8 protein-coding genes are annotated in these 20,193 nt (G+C 52.3%); all 8 read right to left on the bottom strand.

Annotation, left to right across the window (positions count from 1 at the left end):
* Positions 1 to 11: 11 nt before the first annotated feature.
* Positions 12 to 1,226: a Druantia anti-phage system protein DruA gene (druA, locus tag KKH3_RS01430; protein ID WP_039355163.1), complete on the bottom strand. Its 1,215-nt coding sequence runs from the start codon at positions 1,224 to 1,226 to the stop codon at positions 12 to 14.
* A gap of 724 nt (positions 1,227 to 1,950) precedes the next feature.
* The gene (locus KKH3_RS01425) at positions 1,951 to 2,745 is read right to left on the bottom strand and encodes a thioesterase II family protein (RefSeq protein WP_052201274.1); all 795 of its coding nucleotides are present in this window, start codon (positions 2,743 to 2,745) and stop codon (positions 1,951 to 1,953) included.
* An 11-nt stretch (positions 2,746 to 2,756) separates the two neighbouring features.
* Positions 2,757 to 12,272 carry a non-ribosomal peptide synthetase gene (locus KKH3_RS01420; protein ID WP_039355159.1) on the bottom strand — a complete coding sequence of 3,172 codons (9,516 nt, stop codon included), beginning with the start codon at positions 12,270 to 12,272 and terminating at the stop codon, positions 2,757 to 2,759.
* Between the two features lie 38 nt (positions 12,273 to 12,310).
* On the bottom strand, positions 12,311 to 13,525 hold the full coding sequence (locus KKH3_RS01415; RefSeq protein ID WP_039355156.1) for an MFS transporter: 1,215 nt from the start codon (positions 13,523 to 13,525) through the stop codon (positions 12,311 to 12,313).
* On the bottom strand, positions 13,522 to 14,406 hold the full coding sequence (locus tag KKH3_RS01410) for a metallophosphoesterase family protein (protein ID WP_052201273.1): 885 nt from the start codon (positions 14,404 to 14,406) through the stop codon (positions 13,522 to 13,524). The genes KKH3_RS01415 and KKH3_RS01410 overlap by 4 nt, the downstream gene beginning before the upstream one ends.
* A 7-nt stretch (positions 14,407 to 14,413) precedes the next feature.
* The gene (locus KKH3_RS01405) at positions 14,414 to 15,601 is read right to left on the bottom strand and encodes a MupA/Atu3671 family FMN-dependent luciferase-like monooxygenase (RefSeq protein WP_039355153.1); all 1,188 of its coding nucleotides are present in this window, start codon (positions 15,599 to 15,601) and stop codon (positions 14,414 to 14,416) included.
* Entirely contained in the window at positions 15,601 to 16,161 is a 561-nt protein-coding gene (locus tag KKH3_RS01400; protein ID WP_052201272.1) for a sterol desaturase family protein, read from the bottom strand. The genes KKH3_RS01405 and KKH3_RS01400 overlap by 1 nt, the downstream gene beginning before the upstream one ends.
* A gap of 52 nt (positions 16,162 to 16,213) precedes the next feature.
* Positions 16,214 to 20,179, bottom strand: coding sequence for a non-ribosomal peptide synthetase (locus tag KKH3_RS01395; protein WP_039355150.1), 3,966 nt, complete (start codon positions 20,177 to 20,179; stop codon positions 16,214 to 16,216).
* Positions 20,180 to 20,193 lie beyond the last annotated feature (14 nt).

Here is a 20,193-nt window from a genome sequence, read left to right as displayed (position 1 = left end):
CTAAGCCAAGGTTAGCCAACTGTCTTTGTTCTCTCCAAGATCTGGTCCAAGTTTAACGTATTAATACTAAGTAAATCAAAAAGATTGCTTGATTCCCAATCGCGATATTCAGAGTTGCGTATCGATCGGGGAACCATCCATCGCTCTATAGCACGTTCGGCAATCTCTTTTGCTGAAAGCAATGAAGTAAGATCCGGCTTACCCTTGCCAGTTTGCAGAATGCTGGTGGCATTTTCAGCTAACTGGCTAATGAACACCTCGCGTTGAACCCCGTGTTTCATCAAGTTATCTCTAAAACCTAGCGCACTTAGAGCTGCTTTAGTTGTACGCAAACGCCAGTTGGGACCGTTTCCGAACGCATAATGATCTGCGTAGGTATGATCCATATCGCGCAGGTAGTCACGTAATTCAATGAACAAACTGTCAGGGATATGGAAATGCCCCCAGCCTCCAGTGTAACCAATTGATTTTAAATACTGAATTCCACCAAGCTTCAATCGGTTATACACGGACGAACGCCCCATTGACGATGTAGTCGTGATAGCCAGGAGACGCGCCTTTTTCTTTTTTTGAGAAATAACACCAACGGTATTGCCATACACCCTTGCAAAGTCATCATAGAGATCGCGGCTACGAAGCAGGCAGGCGATTAGTTTTCCCCCAAGAAGAAAATTGTAAGGAGGGAGGGCACCAAGTACGTAAGCATCCATCACATTGACAAGTCGGGAACTTCTGTCATGCGAATCCCAGCCAACCAATTTATCCCGGACGGCAAGGTTGAACACGGGGTCACCAATAGCAATTAACCCCATCAACTTTCCATTATTTTCATCCCAAACAAGGTAACGGAGACGCCGCCCAAATCCATTTGATACCGGCACTGACCATGATAGCGCCGCCAGCCTAAAAAGATCGCCTTGCCAGGTTCCAGATGAGACTCGCTCAAGAACAGGAGATATATTTTCTGGATCAATCTCTTTACCAGATGCAAAAAATTTCATCAGCTTTACTGACTTAAGCGAAATGAAATCCTGATTTGCAGAAAGCCTGTCTGCTCGTTGAGCACTATGGAGGGAGCGAATCACATCTTTAGTATTTCCTGGAGCCTGTAGCTCCCCTGCATCCGATTTGGTAAATCCTAAGGATTGTAAGTGCTCCCGCAATTTTCTTTTTAGTTTAGCTTCGCGCGGGTTAACACTAACTATTGTTGCGGTGCCTTTAGGCATTTTCGTCTCGTTCTCCACTAAATCTTTAGGCCTATCCGAATTCTAATTAGTGTACTAAAAGCGTCCCAAGAGCGTAGCTTACCACAAAGGAAATCGGACCAATTTTCACTGTCGAATCAATTATAAATGACCAAAAGTTACATATTAAGCTGAACTATGTTAAGCATAGCATCTCTGTCTGCTTAAGGCCGCCAGATTCCATAAAAAAACCACTGAAGCAAGATTGATACCAATACAGAAACATTAGCTGTTACTGACTTTTTTCACATTTTTTAAAGAAGATAGAATTCATATATCAAAACTCAGCATATCGTCCACACTAAAATTTCTAAAATAAATGGAGTTAACCTAAACACCGATTCCTCGTGATAACCATCACAAAAACAAAGCGATTTTTTATGGGGGCTTTCATGGGGGCGCTGTTTACGATAAATATCAACAAAATAGATAATTAACAGCAAGTTAATCGTGAGTATGATTCCGAGTCCGGCACCACTTATTTAAAGAAACCAGCCTAACGGCTGGTTTTTTGCTTTTGTCGCCAGCACGACAAGCGCGCAATTCAACGCCTCCGGTGTTTATACGAGTCCGGCAGCAGGCATTTGCTCTTCCCCAGCGAACGCTAACCACATAAGTTAATGAGTGAAAACACCATGAACGAGTGAACGTCGTTCCATGCCGGTAAGTTCGGTTCCTGACGCAGGACGACGATGCGGCCAGCGTGTTATTTTCGCGTGAGTAGACTTGGTGAGCGAACACAGGAAGTATCTTCAATACTCTCGTCAACATGATAGCGCTGCAAAATTTGCGTAAGCGACTCGAGCACCGCTTGTCTCTGCTGCTGAATAAAAAAGTGCCCACCGTCAAATAGCCGTACCGTCGCAGGATCGGTAAACAACGTCTGCCACTGTGGCAGCTCCATCACGGGAACATTCTGATCCTGGCGTCCCCCCATTATCGTCACGGGTAGTGGTAATGGTGTGACAGAGGATAAGTGGTAATCCTCTACCAAGCGGAAATCAGCCCGTAGCATAGGCAAAACCAACGCCATCAGTTCCTGATGAGCCAGCAATTCCGGCGGCGTCCCCCCGTACCCTTGCAGACGCTGGATAAATGCAGCGTCTGAAAGCGATGACATCGGCGATATGTCACGAATCAGATGCAGCGGTCGACAGCCTGAAGCAATAAAATGGAGAGGCAAACGCTGCCCATTTTCCTGTAATGCCTGCATTAATGACATACCCAAACGGCATCCCAGGCTGTGACCGAACAATAACCACGGTTTATCAAGCGGAATGTGCTGCCGCAACGCCTCAACAACTTCAGCTACCCGCAGGCAAGGCGCTTCGCGCAGGCGCGTACTACGTCCCGGTAGTTGAGCAGCGCAAAGTTCAACCCACGGGGGTAATCCGTTGGCAAAGGGTTGGTAATGGCTGGCGCTCCCCCCGGCAAATGGCAGGCAGATTAATCGCAAGGCTGCCGCGGGACGCGGCAGTAATGTGTGAAACCACGGTGACATTCTTTCTCCTGTTAGCGACGTCGGCGGCGCTGCAATGCCTCGCGACGTTTACTGATACGCGCATCGGCCTCCGCCATCAGATCTTGTTGCGGAACCTGTTCGCCAAGCCAGGCCGCCAACGCAGTAATAGTGGGATACTGAAACAGCGCGACTACTGGAATATCACGCTGCAATACGGCCTCTAACTGATTTTTTACCTGTAATAACAATAGAGAGTGGCCGCCAATATCAAAAAAGTTGTCTTTCACGCCAGGAGCGTCGATCTTCAATACGCTAGCCCACACCGTAGCTAACTGCCGTTCAAGTTCACTCGACGGTGCAACGTAACCCTGGCTTCTTCCCGACGCTATCGCCGCTCGAGGGTCAGGCAATTGACGGCGATCCAATTTACCGTTCGGCGTCATTGGCAGGCGATCAATCGCAACCCAAGCCGCTGGTAACATATAGCTTGGTAAACGAGCCTGTAAATGTTGGCGTAATGTCTCTATTTCCGGCACAGGTTGTGCGGCAACATAATAAGCGGCAATACGTTTCTCATCCTGCGCATCACTAAAAACCGTAATGGCAACATCCTGAATCGCAGGATGACTTAACAGTACCGCGCCAATCTCACCGGGCTCTACCCGCATACCGCGGATTTTCACCTGATCGTCGCGGCGCCCCATGAGGCAAACCACGCCATCATGGCGCACATGTCCTACATCCCCAGTAAAATAGCAAATATCATCCGGTTGCTCGGAAAACGGATTGTGGATAAAGGCAGGAGCCTGTCGCCCACCGTGTAAATAGCCCAACGACGGAAAGCGAGTACGGATAACGATCTCGCCCGGTTCACCGATACCACACTGTTGGCGCTGTGCGTCAAGCACCAAAATCTGGCTGGCGCTTATCGCCTGTCCCACCGGTAACGCCTGTGGCAAGCGGCCAACCGCAGGCACACGATAGAAACTCTTCGCCAGCGTCGTTTCCGTCGGACCATATAGGTTGATGATCTCCCCCTCCGCGCTGACCAGAGTTTGCCATTGGCGCACCAGGTTAGCCGGAAGTAACTCACCGGCGAAAAACAGCCGTCGGAGATCCGGCAGCGCAGCAATCTGGTCAATCGTCAGCAGCCAGGATTTCACGATAGTCGGCACGGTGTGAAAGCTGGTAATGCGCTGACGTCGGAACCAAGGGAACAGCGTTCCCGCAGAAAGGTCTTCCTCAACAGGCGGCAAACAGAGCGTTGCGCCACTGATAAGCGGTGTCAGAATATCGCGCAGTACCACGTCGAAACTGAGTGCGGTCAGTTGTGCACAGCGATCGTTTGGCCCGATGGCAAAGGTGTCTCGTTGCCATTGTAAGAAATGAGCCAGCGCCTGTTGCTGACCGATAATCCCCTTCGGCGTACCGGTAGTACCGGAGGTAAAAAACAGATAACACGCCGCCAATGGGTCAACGGTTGGAGAAATAACCTCAGCATGCTGGGTAGCCAACGCATTGATCAGCGTCACCTGTCGCCAGCGCCGATCGTCGCAAATATCAGTAATGGCGGCATCAGGGGAAACCACACACAGCAGTTGCTGCGGCTTCGCCTCATGGAGTATTGCCTCACGACGAGGCAGCGACAGATTTTTATCCAATAACAGCATCACGCCGCCCGCCTGCATGACTGCCAACATCGCCGCAATCAGGCCAAAACTGCGCGCTCCGTGGATGGCAATCACCTCACCGGGTTGCATGCCCGTTGTGCGCAACTGTGCGGCATAGTAAGCGGCGGTTTCCGCCAACTCCTGATAACGCCACAACCGTTCCCCCTGCTCAATCGCGGTCAACGTCGCAAACCGTCGGGCACTGTCGGCAAATAGCGCCGGAACGGTGGTGATCGCAGCAGATGGCAGCGTTTCCTGAGGGTTAGGTAAAAATTGTCGCGCACTCGCAGTCAGCAACGAGTAGCGTTGCAACGGTTGATCAACATTATCCGCAATCTGTTCCAGCAGTGTAATGAACTGCTCCGCCAACGCGTGTATCTGTCCACGACCGTAGCGCGCTTGCGGCCAGACCCACTCCAGCATCAACTCCCCTTCACGCTCTTGCGCATAGAGGGTCAGCGCAAATTTCGCCTGCGGCTGCGTCAACTTCAGTTCACGTACCGTGATGCCATCAAGCTGCTTATCTCCCTGCGGCGCATTGAGCATATTGAGCATCACGTCGAAGATCGGATTTTGATTCAGTCGTCGCTCTGGACGCAGAAGCTCGGTCAATCGCTCAAAGGGCATTTCCTGGTGAGCCCAGGCATCCAGGCAAACCTGCCGTACCTGCGTCAGCAGCGAGCTGAACGTTGCCTCACCCGCCACTTTCAAGCGCAGGGGCAACGGATTAATAAAGCAGCCCAGCAGCGGTTCTGTTTCCGGCAATGTGCGTCCCGCAACGGGGGCACCAATGACCAGATCCTGTTGTGTCGTAACGCGACTCAGCAACAGTCCAAAAGCACTTAGCAACAGCATAAACAGGCTGGCATTATGTTGCTGACAGCACTGATGCAAACGGCGCAATGTGCTGCTATCCAACGACAGGGTCAGGCTGTCGCCTTGCGATCCCACACTTTCGTCCTCAGGAAAATCGGCAGGCAGTTGCAATAGGGGTAGGTCGCCGCTCAGTTGCTTCAACCAATATTGCTCAAGTTGCTGCATTCGTTCGCCACTGAGTTGCTCACGCTGCCAGGCGGCATAATCGCTGTAATTAATCGCCAGTTCTGGTAACGCCACGGTACGTTCGGACAGCGCCTGACGGTAATATTGCACCAGTTCATCAATCATCACACCGACCGACCAGCCATCAGCGATAATGTGATGTAGCGTCAGCAACAGCACGTATCGCCGCTCCTCGCAGTGCAGCAGACTCACACGCAGCAACGCATCTTCTGCCAGACGGAAAGGTCGATTCGCGGCGGCATCTACCAGACCCTCAATTCGTGACTGTCGCTCGGCAGCCGTGAGCATACGCAAATCGTGATGCTCAACAGGCTGCGCTGCGATGGGCATCAGCGTTGGCGAACCGTCCTCGTCCGCGAAGCGGGTGCGTAACACCGCATGACGTGCGCGCAATTGGTTAAATGCCTGCTGCAATGCAGCAATATTCAATTCCCCTTCCATTTGCAACGCACTGAATAGGTTGTAAGCGCTGCTGTCCGGCATCAGTTGCTGCATAAACCAGATTTTCTGTTGCGCGAAGGAGAGCACCCGCGGGGCATTTTCCGGCTGAGGCTGAATGGTCAGTGCAGACGGAAGAGGTAAACGCTCACCGAGTGCAGCGGCCAATGTCGCCACCGTAGGGTTTTCAAACAGCGTATGTAATGCCAGATCCGGCGCAAAACGATGGCGCAGGCGCGCCAAAACCTGAGTTGCAGACAGTGAATGTCCACCCAACTCGAAGAAGTTGTCATCAACACCGACCTGACTGACACCAAGAACCTCGGCAAAGATCGCCGCAACACCCGCTTCAACAGGCGTACGGGCAGTGGTCATGATGTCTGACGTTGTTTCAGGCATTGGCAGCGCCAGCAGCGCTTTTTTGTCAATTTTACCATTCGGCGTCAGCGGCAAGGCTGGTAGTAACAGAATCTGCGCAGGCACCATCCAACCGGGCAGCGATATCAGAAGATGCTGACGCAACAATGCTGGCGTCAGTACCGGATCGCTCGCAACGACAAAGGCTGCCAATGAAGGCGTTTTCCCTTCTCTGGCGATGACCGTGGCGGCGGAAACATGCTCATGTTGCAGCAAATGTTGAGTGATTTCTCCCAGCTCAATGCGGAACCCTCGAATTTTAACCTGATCGTCCAGCCGCCCCAAATAAGCAACGCTACCATCAGCCTGCCATTGAGCCAGATCCCCTGTACGATAGAGCCGCGCCTGTGGATCATCACTGAACGGGTCGGCAATAAATTTCTCGGCAGTGAGTTCCGACCGTCCCAAATAGCCTAACCCTACCCCTGCGCCGCCAATCCAAAGTTCACCGGGCGTACCCACGGGACAAAATGAAAGGTGGCTGTTGAGGACATAAAGTTGGGTATTACTAATTGGTCGCCCAATAGGGGGATTATCCTCTTCAGGCGCAACGCGATGCCATGACACCACATCCGTACACTCAGTGGGACCATAGGAGTTAATCAGCGCACAACCGCTGTGCTGCAACCACGGTTGCAGGATATTCATCGCAATACTCTCTCCACCGAGCCACAGCTGTTGCAGACTAACCAGATGCGTCCACATTTCACGTTCTGTCACCAACGGATAGAAGGCACTTGGCGCACAGTTAATGCGTGTCACCTGGTGCAGAGCGATTTCCTGCACAATTTTCTCTGCGTCATACTGCGCAACCGTAGAGAACACCACGCATCCGCCCTGTAGTAGCGGCGACCAGAGATTTTTCTGCGTAAGGTCAAAAGACAGAGAACTTATAATTAGCGGCCGGTCGTCTTCTCCAGCCTGAAGCTCGCCAACGTACCAGTGCAGCAGGTTATTCGCACCATGATGCGTCACCTGAGCCGCTTTCGGACGCCCCGTCGAACCAGAAGTGTAAATAACATATAACAGATGCCGATCGGCGGGGACTTGCGCAAATACAGGCGGTTGCGTCGAATAAACGCTTAGCGTCTGTCGTAAAGCAGGATCGTCCAGCGTTAATACCTGTACCTCAAGGGGTAAACTGGCGTGAAGCGTATCGACCACCGAACGGTGAGTCAGCAACCAGCGAGCACCGCTGTCTTCCAGCATGAAGCGTATCCGCTCGGTCGGATAATCTGGATCAATCGGTACATAGGCCGCTCCTGTCATCACAATCGCCAGCAACCCAATCATCACCTCACCGCTACGCGGCATCGCCAGGCTAACCAGCGAACCTGAACCAATGCCTTGCTCCCGCAGGAAATGTGCCAACTGGCTCGCCTGCTGACACAGTTGCAGATAACTCAATTGCCGGTCGCCCCATTCCACCGCGATACGTTGTGGCGTTAATGCGGCCTGACGCAAGATTTGCTGGGGTAGCAATGGCGTTTCTGACCAGTGATGGGGCGCGGGATTGAACTGCTGAAGACACTGCTGTTGCCCGGCATTGAGCATAGGCAACGCACCAAGCGCCATTTCTGGATGACGTAACAGGCTATTGATCAATTCACCAAAGCGCTGTGCGAGTTGGGCAATATAGTCGGCCTCAAACAGCGCCGTATTGTAGTCAAACTGGCACTTCAATTCGCCCTGCTGCTCCACCACGTTCAGCAACAACTCAAAACGAGCAGGGGTGACCGGATGCGGCAGGCGGACAAAATGGCAATTACCGACGGGTGTCGGTTGCAGTAGATCGTTATCCATGCTGAACATAATTTGGAATAACGGCGTATGGCGGGTACTACGTTCAGGATTCAACGCCTCGACCAGCTGTTCAAACGGCACATCCTGATGCATTTGCGCATCAATATTGACGGCTTTCACCTGACGTAAAAAGTGGCGGAATTCAAGATCAGGATCGCACTCGACACGCAGTACCAGACTATTAACAAAAAAGCCCACCAGCGGCGCCAGCACCGAATGAGAACGGTTAGCGACCGGTACACCAATCACAATGTCCTGGCTGCTGCCATGACGGGACAGCAGTAGTGCGAAGGTGGCATGCAACAGCATAAATAGCGTAGCACCTTCCTCATTGGCTAGCTGTTGTAATGCCTGAGTCGTTTCCGCTGTCAACGAGAAGCAATAACGTTCACCGCTGCTGCTCTGCTGTAAAGGTCGCTGGTGACTAAGCGGCAGACTATGTACTAACGGCAAATCCATCAGTTGCTGTCGCCACCATGCAAGCTGAGCCTGATAAGCAGGCCGCTGCACCCATTCACGCTGCCAGTGGGCGTAATCGGTATAGTGAACAGGCAGTGCTGGTAGCGACGGAACGTCCCCGACCAATAACGCCTGATACAACGTACGGAATTCCTCAATAAGCACAGCCATCGACCACCCATCTGCCGCAATGTGATGGACGGTGACCAACAGAGCGCCATCATCTGCACTGGTGCGCAGAAAGGCCGCGCGTAGCAGCACGTCTTTAGATAAATCAAATGGTTGACGTGCATCACGTACGGCAGCTTCCTGAATAGATTGCTGTTGCTGGCTTGTTGGAAGCAGGCTGAGATCAACCTGATCTAACTGGAAGCTAAATACCGTGCGAATCACCTGCCGCGCATCGTCATTCTCTACACCGAACACCGTTCTCAGTGGCTCATGGCGATCGATCAATAAGCGGAAAGCCTGTTCAGCCAGCGTCGGTTGAAAATCCCCTTCGATGCGTAGCAGCGCAGAAATATTGTAGAGACTACCGTCAGCGATCAGTTGATCGAGCAACCACAGACGTTGTTGGGAAAAAGAGAGTGGGAAGCCTATATCGGTACCCAGAAGATCACGCGGCTGCGGCAGCACTGGCGGAAGCAGTTCCCCCCCTCGTTTACTGGCAATCAGCGCAGCCTGCTGCGACAAGTGAGGCGACTCAAACAGGTCACGGATCGTCAACTCCACTTGCATATGCTCACGAATCTCAGCCAATAAGCGCACGGCTAACAACGAATGACCACCCAGAGCAAAAAAGCTATCGCTGGCTCCGATTACCGCTTCCTCTACTGGCAGCAACGTAGCCCAAATGGTTGCCAACGCGCACTCATCGCGACCTTGCGGTGCGATATAACTCTGGGTATCTCGCGTGAAATGAGGTTCCGGCAATGCCTTACGATTGATTTTTCCATTAGCGGACAGCGGCATAACGTCCAGCGCAATCAGCAGCGCTGGCACCATATAATCGGGTAATTGCTTATGCAACACCGCGCGCATCTCTGCATCTTGATGGGTTGGCGCTGCCACGCCTGAATTGAGGCTATAGTAACCCAGCAGATGCTGTTCACCGTGCGCATCTTTACGCGCCACCACCACCGCCGCGCTAACGAACGGCAGTGATAGCATCTGTTGTTCAATTTCCCCCAGTTCAATGCGCAGACCCCGAATTTTTACTTGGTCATCAATACGCCCAAGGTACTCAATATTGCCATCCGGCTGGTAGCGCACTAAATCACCAGTGCGGTACAACACGCCGTCTTGCTGATCACAAAATGGATCAGACAGGAAACGTTCAGCACTCAGGTCAGGTCGATTTAGGTAACCACGGGCAATACCCACGCCGCCAAGACAAAGTTCGCCCGCCAGCCCAGGCGGCAACAGTTGTAGACGACGATTGACCACATAACACGTCGTGTTATCAATCGGTTTGCCAATAGGAATGGTACGGTAACGTCGGCCAGCTTCACCACACCACCAGGTCACGTCAATCGACGCTTCCGTCGGTCCATAAAGATTCCATAGTGCGACCTGTGGCAGGTAGCTCAAGGTCTCTTGCCAGGTTTCTACTGGTAGGGCTTCACCGCTACAAACGATGGTTTTCAGATCGGGCAGGGAATTCGTCGCCTTACTGTCAATAAACAGCCGTAACATAGAAGGAACGAAGTGCACCAGCGTGACACGATGCTGCGCCATTACTTGATGCAGATATCCTGGATCTCTATGTCCACCAGGGCGAGCAAACACCAACCTCGCCCCCACTAACACCGCCCACAAGAGTTCCCATACCGAAACATCAAAGCCAAACGGCGTTTTCTGTAGCAGGGTATCGTCAGCGGTCAGCTTAAAGGCCGACTGCATCCACGCAAGGCGGTTCACCACACCGCGATGCTCCAGCATCACGCCTTTCGGATTCCCTGTCGATCCAGAGGTATAAATTACATAGGCTAGATGGCGTGAGGTGAGCCCCAGCGTTTCCATCGACAGCGCAGCCGTTGACTGCTGCTTTATCTGAGCCAAGGTATCGCTGTCATCAAGCACAACCACATGAGCGGATTGTTCAGCCAGCAACAAACGCAAGCGCGGAGCCAGCGCCTTCGTCGTTAGCACCACCTCAGATTGCGCATCTGTCAGCATATAAGCCAATCGGGCATCAGGATATTCGCTATCCAAAGGCAGCCAGGCTCCCCCAGCTTTCAGTATGCCAAGAATGCCAATCAGCATGTTGCAGGAGCGCTCAAGAAACATCCCCACCCGGCAGTCTGGCCCAACACCTTGTAAACGCAAGTAATGCGCCAATTGACTGGACTGCGAGTCAAGCTGCTGATAACTCAACTGGTTATCATCATCCTGTACAGCAATCGCCTGAGGTGTACGTAGCGCCTGCTGCTCGAACAGTACGTGTAACGTTTGCCGATCATCAAAGGCCTTTTCGGTCGAATTCCAGCGCAATAACTGCGCGCGATCGGCCTCGCTGACCAACACCAACCTATCCAGCGCCGTCGTTCCCGCTAGCAGCTGCTGGTGAACCTGAATCAGACAGTCAATAAATTGTTGTGCAGCGACAACCCCTTGTGGGTGGGAACATTTGGCATGCAGAGCACCGTCACTACGATAATAAAGATAAAACTGTAAGGCACCGCCATCTTCACTGGTCCAACTATTCACTAACTCCAGGCGACTGCTTTGCAATAACGCCCGCGAATAGTCATGGAAGTTATAAATAAATCGCAGACCGTTGCTGGTTAGCCCTTGATGACGAGAGGTAAGTTGAGTCAGCGCTTCAAACCCCTTGCGCTGACGCTGAAATTCACGACCTTGTTGCAGCAGGTCACTAAAGTGCTGAGCCGAGCCAAATGGCAGCACAAAAGGTACCAGACTGGAAAAGTTACCGAATAATTGTGCCGATGTAGCGCTGCGGTGATTGACGATCTCTTGAAGCGCAATGCCCTCATCATAGCCGTATAACTGCCCCGCAACCCAGGCGAACAGCGACTTAAAGTAGAACGGCTGGGTAATACGTGCGGCACGGCAAACGGCGTCCACCCCCTCGCATGGGATCGGCACATCAATTAACGTGGTCGCTTCCTGTGGATGACGCTGACCGCTGTCTTCACCCGTTTGCGTTAATAAAGCCGCATGCTGCTGCCAAAATGCCAGCGTATCCTGACAGTCAAAACGCTGACGCAGGCTATCGGTCAGTAACACAAAGGGCTGTTGCCCTGCCGCCACATCGGGTACTTCACCACACAGTGCTCGGGAAAAAAGGACAATTGCCGCACCATCAAATACCAGATGATGGCTTCCCACCACCAGATGCTGTTCACCGTTGTCCAGTTCCAGCAGCAGTACGCGAACCAACTGCTGACTGAAATCCCAGGGATCGCGAATCCACCGTTGGGCAATGTCCGCCGATTGCGCCGCCATACAGTGCTGCTGACTAAAATGGATACTCTGCTTCAGCGTCACGCCCAACGCTGCATTCAAAGCACTGACCTGCGGAGCCAACGCCATCTCTAACGATGTAAGGACACGTTTAAGCTCTGACAGACTGAGCTTATCCGCCACTTTCCAGTGGGCACCAATACCGTAATTCTGTTCACTGCCGACACGAATATCCAGCCAAATATCGGTCTGTATCGGGCTGAGTTGTTCCAGTTGTTCCAGTTGTTCCATGCTCACCTGCCACAATTAAAAGGTTAAATTGGCTGCACTTACGGCAACTCACGCCCTGGTAACGACTCGTCAATTTCGCTGGATTTACCGACATATTTCATTGCCAGCCAGCAGGCGACCAGTGCACAAAGCAATCCACATGCCCAGGTAAGCCCCCCTCCCCATGCTTGATAGACGACACCAAACACCATGGGTCCGACGGTACTGGCGACCAGCACCGTGGTGGAGACCATCCCAAGCACTGCACCAACGTCAAAGAAAGCCATCTTGCTGATGGTGGAAGGCACCACAATATTTACCACTGCGGAACTGAGCCCTAAACCGACACAGCAGAGAAACAGCGCCAACCCGCTCGGTGCGACAATCAGCATCACAAAGCCTGGCACTACAACCAGACAAGCGAGAAACAGCGAAAGATTGCTGGTCAACCAACGAGCCCGATTGGTGGCAATTGCCACCTGGATGAAAAAGAGTGACAGACCAAAGACGGCAACCAACATCGAAAGCTCGATAGTGGTCCAACCCACGGCGTGCACGGCCCACAGCGGTGCGATGGTCATCAGCAGCGAAAAACAGACCGCAATCAGCGCTTTAATCAGCGCAAAATCGCGAATATTGGCATTGGCAAAAAAGAGTTTCAGTACATTGCGGTAGGGGTTTTTGGGACGGGAAGCCGTTAGATTGGTTGTCAGTTGACCACGCAGCGTCCAGGCGATCACCAGCGGTACAAGACTCGACATACAGGCAGAAAGCACCAACAGTTCATGCAACCCCTGCATAATCTGGAAGTGTCCCAGAAGCCCGGCGAGACCAGGCCCCAGGATCAACCCGGCGGTCGATCCTAAGCGTAACCGAGCGATCCCCGCGCTGCGCTCTTTGTTATCGGTCAGTTGCGAAATAATGGATTCGAGAATCACCAGATTGGTGCTCATAAAACCAATCACCCCACGTAACACAAACAACATCAGTAGCGATGAGGTAAATGCCAGTCCCCAGTAACATAGTGCAATGGCGATCAGCGAGATCAGCAGCAATACCCCGCGCGGCATATGATCCGAAATTCGCCCAAGGATCGGAGATCCCAGCGCACCGCATATAAACTGAATCGAAACCAGCGCAGAAATGATCACCGCGTTTGCGCCCATCTCAATCGCCAGCAGAGGAATAACTGGCAGCAATATTCCAACCGCGACTGAATCCAGCATACAGGAAGTCATAATGCCAATATAAATAGCTTTGTTACTTGCTTTCATCGTATGTTCACCTGTCCTGACTCTTCCATATGCTGATGACAAGTTGAGCGGCTGAAAACATCCAGCGGGGCTCCCTGACTCAGATCGATACGCTGTGCGTTGCGTTCAGCAACATAGCCGAGGCAACACGATAAATAGGTCACGCCAGCCAGTGACCGAACGCGGTTGCGATGCTGATGACCATAAACATGCCGCGTGGCTCGCGCACGGCGCAGTTGCTGGTCAAGCAGCGTCGTACCCGCCACTCGGCTGAAGTTAAATCCGCTACCGCTGGTCACGCGAGTTACTGCCTCATCAGTCAGTGACGAGAGCATCAATTCACTACGAGGGAGAAAGTGGCTAAACGTGATCACCTCTCCGGCGGGACACGCGGCAAGGTAAGGTTCATTAAGCTGTAAAAAATAGCGTGCCGGACTGATACCAACGGAATCAGGCCAGCGGATCAAATAGTTATCACACCAGTGGCTGACATGCTGCTCCTGCGTACAGGGGACATACAAACTTTCCTCCCCCTCTTCTGGACGCATATACCAGGAAAACAACGGCAGTATCGTCACGGTTTTCCCAAGAAGGTTCAGCGTCTGTGGCTGGGTGCGCACATCCAATTTCTGACACAGCGCCAGCAAATAATGGAACTTTGCCAGCGAGTCCCCTGCCTCCTGACGCATCAACCACAAGTCATGATTACCCGGCACGAAAAACACTTGCGCAAAACGCTGTCGCAGCATGCTGAGTGCATCGGCAAAGCGTGCAGAATCATGGGAAACGTCACCAGCCAGCAGCAGCACATCCTCACGATAGTCGTCACGCGAGAGCTGCATCAGCCAGGCGAGATTTTCCGCCTGATCGACATGAATATCGGAGAGCGCCAGGATCCGCATCGCACGTTTACCCGTTCACGCTCTTATGAGCACACTGTGCTTTTAGCGCTGCCAGCGGCTGCAACCCTGCGAGCACGGTTTCCATGCTAAGGCCAAAATCCACCAGACAAGCGATCTCGTTTGCCCCTGCCTCCTGCAACTTATGCACCATACGCGCGCACTTCTCGGGCGACCCCATTAGCGAAGTCTGATTGAAGTGTTTTTCAAAAGCATAGGTCAGTAAGGCCTCACGATCGTTATCAATCGCGCTGCGCACCGTTTGCTGACGATCTTTGTAGGGATTGAGGGTATCGTTCTGATTGATATAGCCATTAAGGAAGTCACGTAGCGGTTCACGTACCTGATTTTTCACCACATCATCGTGCTCACCAACGAACGTGTGCACCATCACCGACACAATACCGCTTTCAGGATCGTAACCGTGTTTCGCCCGTGCATCGCGATAAGCAGTTATATTCGTTTTCAACTCAGCCAGCGTATGGTTGGTCAGGGAACAGAGCACATGCATCCCCAGTTCGCCCGCTTTTAGCCAGGTATCGGGATTACCAGACGAGGTGAGAAACATCGGCAATTCTTTCTGAATGGGACGCGGCAGAATGTTGACCTCTACCGTGTTGCCCGCAATATCCTGACGCTGTACCGACTCACCACGCCACAGTTGGCGGATCAGTGCGATATTTTCCAACATGGTCGCGCGGCGATTTTCATACGCCTCGGGATTGATTAAGAAATCCGCCGGATGCCAGCCCGTAGCACAAGAAATCGCGGCGCGCCCCTGTGATAAGTTGTCCACCAACGACCACTCTTCGGCTACACGCAGCGGGTTATGCAGTGGCAATACCACACTGCCAGCACGCAATTGAATGTTTTTGGTGATCATCGCCAGCGCAGCATTAAGCACAGAAGGGTTGGGAAACAGTCCGCCCACGGGCTGAAAGTGACGCTCGGGGGTAATCACTGCGCTAAATCCATGACTGTCAGCAAAGCGGGCGCATTCCAGTAGCAAATCATACTTATGCTCACTCTCAGTCCCGCCATCGCCCGAAAAGAAGATCAGCGAGAAATTCATGCCCTTCTCACTGGCCGTTTGCGGCATATCTGTGGTCGTGACACCACGTTCGGCTTTGATCGTCTTCAGGAGCAGCGCGCGCTGCTCAGGGGTCAGACGACTTAACTTATCCTGAATATCGCTCATTATGCTCTCTCGTCTGTCTGTGGGGTGTCGGAAGTTGGGGTAACCTGTTCCTGCTGACGCTGTTTCTGTCGCTCATAACGCCTCCTCAGTACCCAGGCGTCGTTGGTGCGAAACAGGTAATCCCACAACGTGATATAGAAAGAGAAGTTGCACTTCACATTATGGTGATGACAAAGATGGAACTTACCGATAGGAATGAAGCGGGTAATCTTGCCAGTGATGTTCGGATTGTGGTCCAACACGTTACGTGAAAGAAACACCTCATAGATGTAGTGGAATGCCAGCAGGATCCCACCATGAACAGGTTCAAAAATCGTTAGAATAATCAATGGAATGGTAAAGGTGATATATACGTCCATTGATGATTTCCAGTCACCAAACCAGAATAAATAGTCATGCCACGGTGGTAGTTGGCTGTCGCCGTAGTTGTAGGCATGGTGTTTGAGATGGAAATAGCGAATAAAATTGTACTTAAAATTGGTGTGTGCAATAACGTGCATGGTGTAGGACCACAGGGTCCAAAGTAGAAAATAGACCACCAGCTTGAGTACAAAAATCATAACCGTCTCCTGACTAACCATCGGTGATATGCGGCATCAATGCCACACAGGTTTAAGCTGTCTGACGCAGTACGTCCCCAACCTTCGGGTGATGCACGATGCCAAAGTGATCGGCGTCGACATGATGCAGGTCGACCCGTTCCACTAATTGCTCCCAAACGCCCAATTCCTCATGTGAATCACGGGCACGAAACAGCACGACGCGATCCAAGGCCAGCTTGCGCGTCGGTTGTGGCTGATAACGTTTGAAGGCATGTACGGTGTGGGTATACACATCCAGCAGGCGCTGAATTTCTGCATCGCTCGTTCCCTGCGGCACTAAGCCGTGGGCACGTAATTGCTGGCAAACATCCTCATGGCGATAGCTTTTCCCTTGCCATGCTAGCAACATCTCCTCATCAATCTTCCGTCCCGGCACAGCGGCCAGTTGCAGCACAAAGTTGAATAACACGATTTCATCAGTAGAAACGCGGCTTTTGGTGAGATAGGTATCGATCATCGACAGTTCTTGTACTGTTTCCCCAGCCTCCTGCAACAAGCGCGCGATTTCATAGGCAATAAACCCTCCCATTGACCAGCCCCCTAACCGATAAGGACCGTGCGGCTGAATCTGGCGAATCTCATTGAGGTAGAAAGCCGCCATACTCTCGACGGTGTCATAAGGCGAATTGGGATCGATCAATGCGTGAGATTGCAGCGCATAAAAAGGCTGGTTTTCCCCTAAGTGTCGAGCCAGCGTGAAGTAACAGCTGACATTGCCGCCGACCGGATGCACATAGAAAAGTGGGGTTTGGCTGCCTTTCTGCTGTATTTTCACCATACAGCGATCGTTAACACTCTGCCCTTCTGCAATGATGCGCTCCAACTCATGCGCCAAATCACCTAAACGTGGGTATTCGAATAGCAGACGTAGTGGGATGGCATGCTGGATCCGAGCCTTAATGTGCGTCGCGACCTGAGTAGCCAATAGTGAATCACCACCGATAGCAAAAAAGTTATCTTGCAGACCGACAGCTGGGCGTTGCAGCAGCAACTGCCAGCACTCCGCCAGCATCTGCGCTATTGCACTTTGTGGTGCCTGGAAAGCTTCCCCGCTCTCGGCTACAAAAACTGGCGCAGGTAAGCGCGTTTTATCGACCTTACCGTTTACGGTGAGAGGGATGCTGTCGAGTGTGACCAGAGAGGCTGGCACCATGTAATCCGGTAATGTTTCCGTTAACCACTCACGCAAAGCGGCTTCCTGATAGGTAGCCTGATCCACCACCAACCAACTCACTAATTGCTGCCCGCCATGCGCGGTTTCTTGTGCCAGAACCAGCGCCTTTTTTACACTGGCATGCTTCGTCAGCATCGACTCTACTTCCGCCAGCTCTACACGATGACCACGGATTTTCACCTGCTGATCGTCACGTCCGGCAAATTCCAACAGGCCGTCGCGACGCCAGCGTGCCTGATCGCCAGTTTTAAACAACTTGCCCGAAGCAAAAGGATTCGTCAGGAAGCGTTCTTCAGTCAGCTCAGGCTGGTTGATATAGCCCATTGCTACACCTGCGCCACCGATATAAAGCGAGCCAAAAACGCCCACAGGTAAAGGCTGCATCTGGCTGTCGAGGATATAAATTTCGACGTTATCCAGCGCTGTGCCAACAGGCATCGCCCCACAGGCAACGTAATCCGCTGATGGCTCAAACATGCTGGCAGTCACCGTGGTTTCGGTCAGGCCGTAGTCATTGATCCAACGAATGGAACAGCGTGTCAGTTGTTGCCAGTTATTCCACACTTCCCCCGCCGCCTGCTCGCCGCCAACAATCACCACTTTCAGGTGATCTGGCACAGGGATTCGGCTGTGACGCAGATCGGCAACAATGTTGTTCCAGTGTGCGGTAGTCAGGTTCATCACGCTGATTTCTTCGCGAGCAGTCCAGCTAAGAAATTCACCGCTCTCTTCCAGGCGCTTTTCCTTCCACAGTACCAGCGTCGCGCCGCGTAACAGCGTAGGAAAGATCTCCTGAATCGACACATCAAAACCAATCGACGTGAACTGCAATACCCGGTCATGCGGCTGGAGATCGAAGCGCTTAATGATGTTAGCGCAATGGTTCACCACATTACGGTGGCTGACCATCACCCCTTTCGGCTGACCGGTGGAACCCGAGGTATAGATGACATACATCAGGTCATCAGGCACATTCAGGCACAGCAGTGGCGCACGAGAGAAATCAGCCAGACGGCTGTCGATATCCTCGAGTGCAAAACAGGGCTGCTGGCAGGCTAGCTGAACCTGTTCCCCCAGTAATACCAGTGACACATGCGCATTGTTCAGCATGTACTTAATTCGTTCGTCCGGATTCGCCGGATCAATCGGCAACCAAGCAGCACCCGCTTTCAGAATGCCTAACAGGGCGACCATCATATTCAACGAGCGCTCGGTGACCAGGCCCACGATGGCTCCACGTCCGACGCCTTGCGACTGTAACCAGCGTGCAAACTGGCAGGCACGCTCATCCAGTTGCTGATAGCTGAGCTGCTGCTGGCGATGGCGTACGGCTATCTGATTCGGCGTACGTGCCACCACGTCGCTAAACAGACGATGCACGCAATGTTCCAGATTGTCAGTGACGACAGGCCCACGGCACTGTTCAGTGAGTAATTGATGCCGCTCTCGTTCTGAAATAATCGGATAATCCGCAATCGACCGCTGTGGATCGGCAACAATCCCCTGCATTAATGCGTCAAGATGCTGCAACAGACGCGTGACTGTCTCACGGTCATACAGATCGGTGTTGTAATCCAGAGCCAGGTGTAACTGTTGTTCAACCAGTGAAAAAGTCAGCGTCAGCTCAAAAGTGGTCGTGCGTTTTTTAAATTCAAAAGGTTCAATCGCCAGCCCCGGTGCCAGTTGGTCATACTTTTCGGCTTCAAGCAGCATCACCATGGTCTGGAAGAATGGGTTGTGGCTCAGGTTGCGCTTCAGCTTCAGCGCTTCAACCAGTTTTTCGTAGGGAACGTCCTGACGGGCAAATGCGCCAAACGCGATTTTGCGATTACGTTTCAGCAGCGTAATAAAATCGGGATTTCCCTGTAGGTCTGACTTCAACACCAGCGTGTTAATAAACAGGCCAACCAACTGACGTAATTCAGGCCGATTACGGGTGGTGATTGGCGTACCCACAGGAATATCATCCTGCCCGGTGTAGCGTTGCAGCAATACCTGCCAGGCGGAATAGAGCGTGACAAATAACGTCACGCCTTGTGCTTTACTCAACGCCACGAGCGCTTCTGTTAGCTCCGCGCTAAACGTATGACGTACGATGGCTCCGTTATTCGTCATCACGCTGTGACGCGGGCGATCCATCGGCATTTTGAGCACTGGCGTTTCGCCACCCAGTTGATTTTTCCAATACTCCAGTTGGCTAACGTACTCTTCACTCTGTAAACGCGTCTGCTGCCAGGCGGCGTAATCGGCATATTGCAGTGACAGCGGCGCCAGTGTGTCTCCCTGCTGGTTATAGAAAGCAAAGAGATCGCGCATGATCAATTTCAGCGAATCGAAATCGGCAATGATGTGGTGGATAGTAAACAACAGCAGGTGATGCTCATCCGTGAGCCGCCAGATATGTGCGCGCAATAACGGTCCGTGTTCCAATGAAAAAACCTGATTGCCTATCGCTTCCATGTGTTCCTGTGCTACCTGCTCCTGCATAGTCACGGGCTGTGTACTGAGGTCGGTTAACGGAATATCGAGCGTTAATTGTGGATGAATACACTGCTGTGGCTGCTTTTCTTCCGATAGCATCACAAAGGTCGTTCGCAGCGACTCATGACGCGCCACTACGGCATTCAGGCTCTCCTGAAAACGGGCAAATTGCAGCTCGCCGCGCAGGTGAAATGCCATATTGATATTAAAATGAATCAGATCTGGCTGGAGCTGATGCATAAACCAAATGCGGTACTGATCGGCGGACAGTGGCAGCGCTTGCTGGCGGCTGATACGCGTGAGTGGCAAGGGTTGTAACATAATTATCTCTCTAT

The sequence above is a fragment of the Pectobacterium actinidiae genome (assembly GCF_000803315.1).
GTDB lineage: Bacteria > Pseudomonadota > Gammaproteobacteria > Enterobacterales > Enterobacteriaceae > Pectobacterium > Pectobacterium actinidiae.
The sequence above is the reverse complement of the archived record's forward strand: the minus strand, read 5'-3'. Positions and strand labels throughout refer to the sequence as shown.